At 51.3% G+C, this 8,582-nt stretch carries 10 protein-coding genes and 3 pseudogenes; 7 read left to right on the top strand and 6 right to left on the bottom strand.

The genetic code is table 11. From position 1 onward, the window contains the following. Positions 1-299: 299 nt before the first annotated feature. Together ACW9IN_RS29710 and ACW9IN_RS29705 are read right to left on the bottom strand one after the other, a co-directional pair. Positions 300-845, bottom strand: coding sequence for a carboxymuconolactone decarboxylase family protein (locus tag ACW9IN_RS29710; protein ID WP_038850265.1), 546 nt, complete (start codon positions 843-845; stop codon positions 300-302). A gap of 91 nt (positions 846-936) precedes the next feature. Continuing rightward, positions 937-1,473 (bottom strand): carboxymuconolactone decarboxylase family protein, encoded by a 537-nt coding sequence (locus ACW9IN_RS29705; protein ID WP_038850264.1) that lies wholly within the window; start codon positions 1,471-1,473, stop codon positions 937-939. A 350-nt stretch (positions 1,474-1,823) separates the two neighbouring features. Between ACW9IN_RS29705 and ACW9IN_RS29700 the strand changes: the two genes are divergently transcribed. Beyond that, entirely contained in the window at positions 1,824-2,786 is a 963-nt protein-coding gene (locus ACW9IN_RS29700; RefSeq protein WP_080642444.1) for a LysR family transcriptional regulator, read from the top strand. A 107-nt stretch (positions 2,787-2,893) separates the two neighbouring features. On the opposite strand, the pseudogene ACW9IN_RS29695 reads toward ACW9IN_RS29700, so the two are convergent. Next, a pseudogene (locus tag ACW9IN_RS29695) lies at positions 2,894-3,250 on the bottom strand (plasmid pRiA4b ORF-3 family protein); the annotation flags it as partial. A gap of 16 nt (positions 3,251-3,266) precedes the next feature. Here ACW9IN_RS29695 and ACW9IN_RS29690 point away from each other — a divergent pair. Beyond that, a pseudogene (locus ACW9IN_RS29690) lies at positions 3,267-3,712 on the top strand (aldehyde dehydrogenase family protein); the annotation flags it as partial. Between the two features lie 53 nt (positions 3,713-3,765). On the opposite strand, the pseudogene ACW9IN_RS29685 reads toward ACW9IN_RS29690, so the two are convergent. Continuing rightward, positions 3,766-4,619, bottom strand: a pseudogene (locus ACW9IN_RS29685) (IS5 family transposase). Positions 4,620-4,690: 71 nt separating this feature from the next. Between ACW9IN_RS29685 and ACW9IN_RS29680 the strand changes: the two are divergent. From ACW9IN_RS29680 to ACW9IN_RS29660, 5 genes are all read left to right on the top strand, one after another. Beyond that, entirely contained in the window at positions 4,691-5,311 is a 621-nt protein-coding gene (locus ACW9IN_RS29680) for an aldehyde dehydrogenase family protein (protein WP_200864556.1), read from the top strand. 187 nt (positions 5,312-5,498) lie between these two features. Then, on the top strand, positions 5,499-5,603 hold the full coding sequence (locus ACW9IN_RS29675; protein ID WP_369681327.1) for an alcohol dehydrogenase catalytic domain-containing protein: 105 nt from the start codon (positions 5,499-5,501) through the stop codon (positions 5,601-5,603). 372 nt (positions 5,604-5,975) lie between these two features. Beyond that, a complete protein-coding gene (locus ACW9IN_RS29670; protein ID WP_305729225.1) occupies positions 5,976-6,242 on the top strand; it encodes a zinc-binding dehydrogenase in 267 nt (88 codons plus the stop codon). After that, on the top strand, positions 6,203-6,451 hold the full coding sequence (locus tag ACW9IN_RS29665) for an MDR/zinc-dependent alcohol dehydrogenase-like family protein (protein WP_305729226.1): 249 nt from the start codon (positions 6,203-6,205) through the stop codon (positions 6,449-6,451). The genes ACW9IN_RS29670 and ACW9IN_RS29665 overlap by 40 nt, the downstream gene beginning before the upstream one ends. 176 nt (positions 6,452-6,627) lie before the next feature. Continuing rightward, the gene (locus ACW9IN_RS29660; RefSeq protein WP_038850262.1) at positions 6,628-7,455 is read left to right on the top strand and encodes a helix-turn-helix transcriptional regulator; all 828 of its coding nucleotides are present in this window, start codon (positions 6,628-6,630) and stop codon (positions 7,453-7,455) included. 105 nt (positions 7,456-7,560) lie between these two features. On the opposite strand, the gene ACW9IN_RS29655 is transcribed toward ACW9IN_RS29660, so the two are convergent. Both ACW9IN_RS29655 and ACW9IN_RS29650 read right to left on the bottom strand, forming a co-directional pair. Then, positions 7,561-8,076 (bottom strand): YkgB family protein, encoded by a 516-nt coding sequence (locus ACW9IN_RS29655; protein ID WP_038850261.1) that lies wholly within the window; start codon positions 8,074-8,076, stop codon positions 7,561-7,563. A gap of 320 nt (positions 8,077-8,396) precedes the next feature. Further along, on the bottom strand, positions 8,397-8,582 hold a 186-nt coding region (locus ACW9IN_RS29650), incomplete at its 5' end, for a hypothetical protein (protein WP_457294622.1).

Here is an 8,582-nt window from a genome sequence, read left to right as displayed (position 1 = left end):
CCCCGATATCGGGAACCACCCTTTCAGATTTCGAGAATTTAGAACTTTACCCGGCGGCATTGGATGCTGGCTTCGATCATCGGCGTGTTAGATATCGCTGTTTTTTTGGGTGAAGCACGGTGCACTGGTCGGAGATGAAGTTAGGCCCCTCGAAAGGCGAACAGCGTCCACGAACGACCGCCATGAACAACAGGGATTCAGGATGAACCAGGCGACAAAGTTTACCGAGCCAGCTCGATGAGAGCGCGGCGTTGGCTAGCAACGCGCTAATGATTGGATTGGACTAATTCTGATGTATGTCAGCTCGGATTCAACACTTCTACCGTGGGAAAGTCAATTTTTGTGTCAAAGACATTGTTGATGTAATTGGTAAACATATATTGAACACTTAAACCGATGATGGACAATATTTCCTCATTGGTGAAACCCGCTTCGCGAATGCGTGTGAGCTCCGCTTCAGCGACGTGCCCGCGAGTAGTGACAACTTGTTTGACAAACTGCCCCGCTGCAGCCATTTTCCGGTCGCTCGCCATACCCCGTCGGGCACGTAACAGGTCACTCGGGTACATTCTTCCGAAATTCATACCTATATAGGTATGTGTCGCCAGGCAATACAGGCATGTATTTACTTCAGACACTGCGAGCGCCACGTGGGCGCGAAGCCTTGCATCGAAGCTGTCGTCCAACGACTTCTGCATTTTGTCTAAGGCCGTGAGCGCGCTGGGTGAAAGTGATGTCAAACGCAGCACGTTCGGTACAAAACCCAATTTTTTGTAAACGGCATCAAACGCAGGACGCACCTCATCCCTTGCGCTGTCTCGTGTCGGAATTATAGTGCGGGTCATGGCTGCACCTCGGCAGGATGTTTAGCAGTATCTTATCGAAAATGAGGTATGACTCTATCGTAGCGACCGCCTTATATGATTGTTCAAGTGCCTAGACTAATGTGTTCGTCGGAAAATCAATATCAGTATCGAACACGTTATTTATGTAATTGGTGAAACTGAACTGTACTACTAGACCTATGACTTCTATAATCTCCGCGTCGGAATACCCCGCTTCCCGTACGCAAGCAATTTCGTCCTCACTTACGTGCCCGCGCATTTCCGCAACTTTTGCAGCGAATTGAATGATGGTCTGAATCTTCGGATTGGTCGACTGCCCTTTTCGTGCAAGCTCGATTTCTTCTGGACTGTCTTTTGCCAGGTTCAGCCCAACAAAGGTATGAGCAGCCACACAGTAAGCGCATCCGTTAACCTCTGATACAATAAGCGCAATTCGCTCACGTGTTTTCAGGTCCAGTACTTTCATTAACGGAGTTTGCATTCCCACCAACGCCGCAAGGGTTTTGGGGCTAATCGCTGTGAGCCGGTACAGGTTCGGAAAAAAACCAAGGCGCTTCCCGATTGCATCCAGCGTTGCGTGGGTCTCTGGCGGGGTGTTTTCCCGGCTCGGGATTTCAACGCGTGACATATTTTTCCACCTGTGAGGACTATGTTGTGATTCGCTTAGTCTAGCGAGTCAAAAAGCCGGTGATAAGCCGGGAATTTCAAGAAGAACCCTTTCAAAAAATGAGAGTCGAAGGCAATTGACGACCGTGACATGCACGACGCACCATAGCGCCCAGGAAATATTAGTCACGCTAAAAATTGACTGTGTAGTTAAAAATGAAAAATGGCCTGCAAAAACACATAATTTCTTGCTCAAAATACATGATCACACAGTAATTTGCACAACTGAAACGGCACCTTTACCTGCGTAAAAGTGACTGGTAGGTTATTGATCAATGCCAAAATGTGTTCCTTTCTGAGAGGATTAACAAAATGGATCGTCTTGAAGCGATGGCCATCTTGGTAGCTACCGTGGAAGCTGGGAGCTTCTCTGCTGCAAGTCGCAAGCTCTCGGTTCCGCTGCCAACAGTCAGCCGAAAACTCGCGGCTTTAGAGGAGCATCTAGGGGTTCGGCTATTGGTGCGTTCTACGCGTAGCTTGACGCTGACTGAAGCTGGATTGACCTACCTCCAGTCTTGTAAGCAGATAATCGATCAAGTGACTGAAGCAGAACGCTCTGTATCTGGCGAATACACGACCCCTAGAGGTGAGTTGGTCGTTACTGCTCCAGTCGTCTTTGGGCGTCTTCATCTCTTGCCAATCATTAATGATTTTTTGGCCTCATTTCCTAAAATTAATATCCGATTGATATTATCTGACAAATCAATGCACCTTGTAGATGATCATATCGATGCGGCTTTACGAGTAGGAAAATTACCAGATAGTAGCATGGTGGCCACCCAAGTTGGTACTGTTTGCCGAGTAGTTTGCGCGAGCCCGGAATACCTGGCCAGTCACGGCAAGCCAACACATCCTAATGACCTCATGGAGCATACATGTGTCAGTTTCGAAGGATTACCCTCTGGTCCCATGTGGAGCTTCACCTCTGCTGCAATGCCGACGGATTTATTAACCATCACGGTAAAACCTCGTCTTTCAGTAAACACTGCTGAGGCCGCTATTGATGCTGCTATTGCGAGCGTAGGACTAACTCATATTTTATCATATCAAATTGCCCATGTAGTCGAACAACAAAGATTACGATTAGTTCTTCGTGAATTCGAACCCACGCCGATACCAGTTAATTTAGTTCACGCCGGTCAGATACCACTACCCGTTAAAACTCGTAGTTTTTTTGATTTTGTTGTACCGCGCCTCAGAGTTGCCTTGCTCGGCGATAAAGATAGATTGCGGACAGGAATGAGCACCCCGGTGCCCGAATACCCTGGCTTGTAGTTATTTAAGTATGCATTCGGTCGACAATATTAATATGGGAATTTTACCCGAGATGCGTAACCGTCCAAGCTTCACCGCCTTGAAACTCAGACCTTAATCTCCTTCAACTATTGATTGACGCGCTCCCATTCAAAATGCGTTGGATCGAAAGTACCGCCATGCCACTCCATCATGTGTTCATGCTCTGGGTGGTTGGGGTCAGCCATCACTTCAAGGAAATCGGCATAACCTTGCCTGCCGCCGATGTCTTTCGGCGGGCAAGCATTGGCGCCCTCGATGCAATTCTGCACCTGAGGGCATGCCACAGCGGGTAATTTATTTTCAACTTTGATTTGGTGATTCCAGCCATCGCCGAAGTCATAGAGGTAGCGAAACGTCTTTTTCCCGTTCAACGCTTTGATCAGGGTTTTGCGGGCATCGGAGTTCACCGGTAGGCCCCATCCATCGGGGTCGGGAGTGCCGTAATTGTTGACCAAGTCGTTGCACGAGGCGGCTTCCCCTCCGTCCCGAAGCACGGGAGAAATACTTCCTTCGCAGTCTGGTCAATTGAGCTTGGCTCGCCGGCGCCCCCTGGGTGTGATATGGGGAATCTCACCCTTCACCTTTCACCTTTCCGCTTTCCGCGTTACCTTGCCATGCGTGCGGTTGCTCCGGCGCTTGCACTAGGCAACGCCGTGATACTCAAGCCAGATCCGCGTACCGCAGTATGCGGCGGTTTCGTGATCGCACGCCTGTTTGAATTGGCTGGCCTGCTGGCCGGCGTGCTGCAAGTTCTTCCTGGCGATGGCGCTACTGGTGCAGCCATGACCTGTGATCCCAATATCGGGATGATCCAGTTCACGGGTTCCACTGCGGCCTGTAGCAAAGAGGGGGAAGCTGCCGGACGTAATCTGAAGAAGGTATCGTTGGAGTTGGGTGGCAAAAATTAGTTGATCGTGCTCTACGATGCCGACTTGGATCTTACTGTCATCAACGCGGCCTAGGCTCTGTACGAAAAGTATTGCCTTACGCATCGCATGGAACAGGCCAATGAGATCATCGCAGTAAAACTTGTCGTGAGCTTGTCGAAGCGCGTAACGATGCGGCGGTTCTCCTTCAGCCACCCGAACATGCGCTCGATGGTATTGCGCTGTCGGTACTTGGGCCGATCGAACAGCTTGGGCAAGCCCGGTTTGGGTTTGCGCTTCATACTGCGCAAGGGGATTACCGTTTGCATTCGATAACGATCACAGTACCGGCGCCGGGCTTGAGCATCGTATCCCTTGTCGGCCAATAGCCATCGGCAGCGTTTGCGGGGACGGCCACGTAAGCTTGGGATACAAGCCTTATCCAGTAATGGTTGAGCATAGGCAATATCGCTGGCTTGCCCGCCTGACAACAGGAAGCGCAGCGGCACACCATTGGCGTCGCATAGCATGTGGATTTTGGTTGTCAGGGCGCCCCGGCTGCGTCCGAGCGCGTGATCTTGTGGTTCATCAGGCCCCCTTTTTTCCCGGCGCCTGATGAGGCTCGGGTTGCGCGAACGGCCTTGGAGTCGATCATCCAGGTGTCCAGATCAATCAAGCCCTGCTCATTCAACCGAATATGAAGAGGCTTGAGCATCTGATCGAAAGCGCCACAATCGCGCCAGTCGCGAAAACGTTGATACACCGTTGACCAAGGGCCGAATCGTTCGGGTATGTCTCGCCAGGCCGCGCCAGAGCAGAGTACCCAGAGGATGCCGTTAAGCATTAAGCGATCATCGGCTCATGGGCGCCCAGTACGGCGGGTTTGCGTGAATATATCGGCAACCAGATCCCAGGCTGCATCGGGGAGTTCGTAACGTTTTGCCATGCAGGTCCCCAGCCAATCATGACGGCTATTTTACCTGTTCAGACTTTTCGTACAGAGCCTAGGATGTCTATCTGCATCATGGCCAAAACTGCATGGCCACGGGCCGCGTGCTGGTACAGCGCGGCATCTACGAGCAGTTCATCGATAAGCTGACAACCAAGGCGCGTAGTCTGCGCGTTGGCGACCCGGTTCGTACGGATGTGCAGATAGGTTCGTTGATCAATGAACACCAACGCGACAATGCGCTACGTATTATCGAAGCAGCTCGTCAAGCGGGTGCAACCGTGCAGGCTGGTGGTCACTATGAGGGGCTGTTCCTGTCACCCACAGTGCTTAGCAACGTGACTTCGGACAACCCTGCGTTCTGCGAAGAAATCTTCGGGCCAGTGGCAGTGGTGACCCCTTTCGCCACTGGCGAAGACGCAATCACGCTAGCCAACGACACCGAATACGGTCTGTCGATGGCAGTCATCTCGAGTAACCTCGGGCGGGAGCTCAAGCTTGGCGAGCGCTTGCATACTGGCTTGTTACATATCAATGATCAGACCGTCAACGACGAAGTCGTCAATCCGTTCGGTGGGGTCGGCGCTTCCGGTAACGGGACAAGTATTGGAGGCCCTGCCAACTGGGAGGCGTTTACTCACTGGCAGTGGCTCACTATCAAGAGCGAAGCACCTGCTTATCCCATCTGAAGAGGAAGTCATTATGCATAAAGTGCAGATCGACGCGCGGTCACCGTCGTGGTGGTCCGAACTCCCGGCCAACCTTTTTTCCATTGAAACGCCCTACATTCGTGCACCTCGAAGACGAAGTATTGGTGAAGGTAGTCGCCGTGGGCATGTGCCACACGGACCTGATCGTGCGTGATTAACATATCTGGTGCCGTTACCGGCAGTGCTCGGCCATGAGGGCTCAGGCGTGGTCGAACCGCTAGGGCCAAACGTCAAGAACCTGAAGGTTGGGGATCATGTGGTATTGACCTAGGGTGCCTGTGGCCATTGCGCGCCTTGCGTAAGTGGTCATGAAACGTATTGCAAGAGTTTCTACGAGCATAACTTTGGCGGTGCGGGGCCGGACGGAGACATTGCTTTGCATAGCGAGAATGGCGAGCCGCGGCATGACCATTTTTTCACCCAGTCTTCGTTCTCAACCTACGCACTAGCCCGCCAGAGAAATGTAATCAAAGTACCGTCTGAAGCACCGCTGGCGTTGCTAGGCCCCTTGGGCTGCGGCATCCAAACAGGTGCAGGCGCTGTTATCAATTCACTGAAGGTTCGTTCTGATAGCAGTTTCGTCGCCTATGGCGATGGAGCAGTGGGATTGAGTGCCGTGATCGCTGCGCGCATTGCCGGTGCCATGACTATCATTGCGGTCGATGTAGTGCCTTCTCGGGTGAAGCTTGCCATCGAATTAGGTGCTACCCATACCCTAAACAGCCGAGAGGTTGAGATCATCGAGTCTGCGCGAGAAATAACAAGCGGCGGTGCCGATTTCCCACTCGAATCCACTGGACGCCGGAAGTCCTTGAAGCCAGTATCGAGGCGCTTGGTGGGCTGGGTACATTGGGTATCGTCGGAGCGCCAATGCTTGAGACGAAGGCGAGCTTCGATATTAACAGTCTGATATTGGGTGGACGCAGCATCCGAGGCATCGTGGAGGGTGACAGTGTACCCCAGGTATTCATTCCTCAACTTGTCGAGCTGTTTCAACAAAGGCGGTTTCCATTCGACCGATTGGTCAAATTCTACCCATTCGAACAGATCAACCAAGCCGCCGAGGGCAGCACAAAGGGCATCACACTCAAGCCCATCCTACACATCGCCGAACTCTGATCACGTACACCCTCAATCGGCTACACCGCTTAAGGCATTCTTACGGTCAAGCTCTTACGGTAGGGTTCATCATTGGCACCAAATGGAAGGACAAGGCTGCCATCGATACTTCAATGGTGTTTTTTAAATACTCGACCGACAATGGGCAGCAAGATTTCATCGGTTGAGGATTGATTATGGATCGTCTGTCTACATTGCTGTCTCGATTTGGCGTTCGCGCGAACCTTTTTTACAACGACAAGCTTTGTGGAGTTCAAACCTACGGTGACCTTGATCAGCGTGGTCATATCCATCTGTTGCAGGCGGGTACGGTAACGATGCAAGGTATTGACAAGCGCGATACGGTACTGACCAAGCCCAGCTTGATATTCCTGCCGCGGCCGTGTCGACACCGCTTGTTTGCCCATGAGTTTGACGACGCTCAGCTTCTCTGCGCTTCCATGGAGTTTGAAGGTGGCATCGACAACCCATTTTCAGCTTCGCTACCGGACATGCTTGTTTTGCCTTTGGATGAATTACCATTGCTGGCTACCACACTGACGTGGATGTTCGCAGAGGCGGCTGAGGGCCGGTGTGGTAAGGAGGCTGTAATCAATCGGCTGTTCGAGTTGCTGATTATATTGTTGTTCCGCCATCTGCTGGATCAGAATCAATTGCATACAGGTTTGATGGCAGGATTGGCAGACCCTCGACTTGCACACTCCTTGCTGCGCGTCCACGACGCACCCAATCATCCTTGGTCAATTGCCGAGATGGCGGATGAATCTAACATGTCACGTTCGGCCTATGCGGCGCATTTTCGAACTGTCATAGGACAAACGCCTGCAGAGTATTTATTGAGCTGGCGGGTCAGTCTGGCTCAGAGGCTATTGCGAGAAGGCCGAGCCATCAATTTGATTGCTGAAGAGGTAGGTTATGACAGTCCGTCGGCTCTGGCACGAGCATTTCGCAGAAAAACGGGGGTCAGTCCCCGTGAATGGATTAAAAGTGCTAACGGTCTATGAGGGGTATGGTTAAAGATTTTTTCTGAGAGGTAACAACGGCCTATGAACGTGCACAAACACTGGCCTGAGTACGGTTCGCACTCAGGCCATTGAGGTGATCATCAATCAATTAGAGCGGGATTCAAGTTCAACTAACGAGTGCCCGGCCACGAAAATCGAGGCGGCTAACAAACCAATGTCTTTGAGCAGAAATTGACCTGGAGCAATAGTGATGGCTGGAAAACCAAGTCCGGGTTCGAACACGCCTGGAGTTGAAAGCATAAAGCTTACAGTCGTGACAAACAAACCGGCAGATAGAGCACCTCCGAGGATAGAAAGCTTCGGAGAAACGAAACGACCCAGTATCAGTGCTCCGATGGACACCTCAAGAATACCCAGCAAACCGGAAAAGGTGTCGACACTGAAAATCTTATATACCCAGCCGAGCAATGGGCTATTGCCAACCAATGGAACCAAACCTTGCGCTTCATAATGGGTAAATTTCATACCCCCGAACCAGAAGTAAATCACGGCAAGAGCGACATAAACACCAAAAACCCCTAGGTTCATTGTGGTGACGCCCAATGAACGTTTCTGAGTATTGCCGTCCACTGTGTAATTTGCAGCAGTCAGAGTTTTCATGAGATTGAATTCCAAATAGTTGGTAACGGGTTTGGCATGACGTCAGCCCAGAGGTTGCTTGTTTCTGACTGTCCGTATGTCGTTTTAAATCCAACGGGGTTAGTACGTTGGGGGTGTGGAGATTGTTACCTTTAAGTGGAAATCAATGTGCTCCAAACGTGCAGTATTTGGTGCAGATCGTCTCGAACAACGTCTTTTTAGCCATCTGATGCTCGACCGGTGTTTGATTGGCTGCAAGCCTTTGGGGTTTGGTACAAAGCCTGGAAAAGGAGTTTCCTGTTGCCTATGGGATCAGTTGATCAACGAGGTGATATGCCGCTTCATTGGTCGATTGTTTCTGGACGGGCACCTTGAGCTGCTTGGTCGCCGAACAAGCCGATGGCCTTGGTCTGATATTTTGCGTTGGAAACCGTGGCAACGTTTCCCACCTGTTTACGACGCGCAACAGTCGTGTAGTGGTCTAATGAAACCGGACACCCTTTTAGGCGAGAATACTCGCCAGATCG

Source organism: Pseudomonas sp. SDO5271_S396, assembly GCF_054071795.1.
The sequence above is the reverse complement of the archived record's forward strand: the minus strand, read 5'-3'. Positions and strand labels throughout refer to the sequence as shown.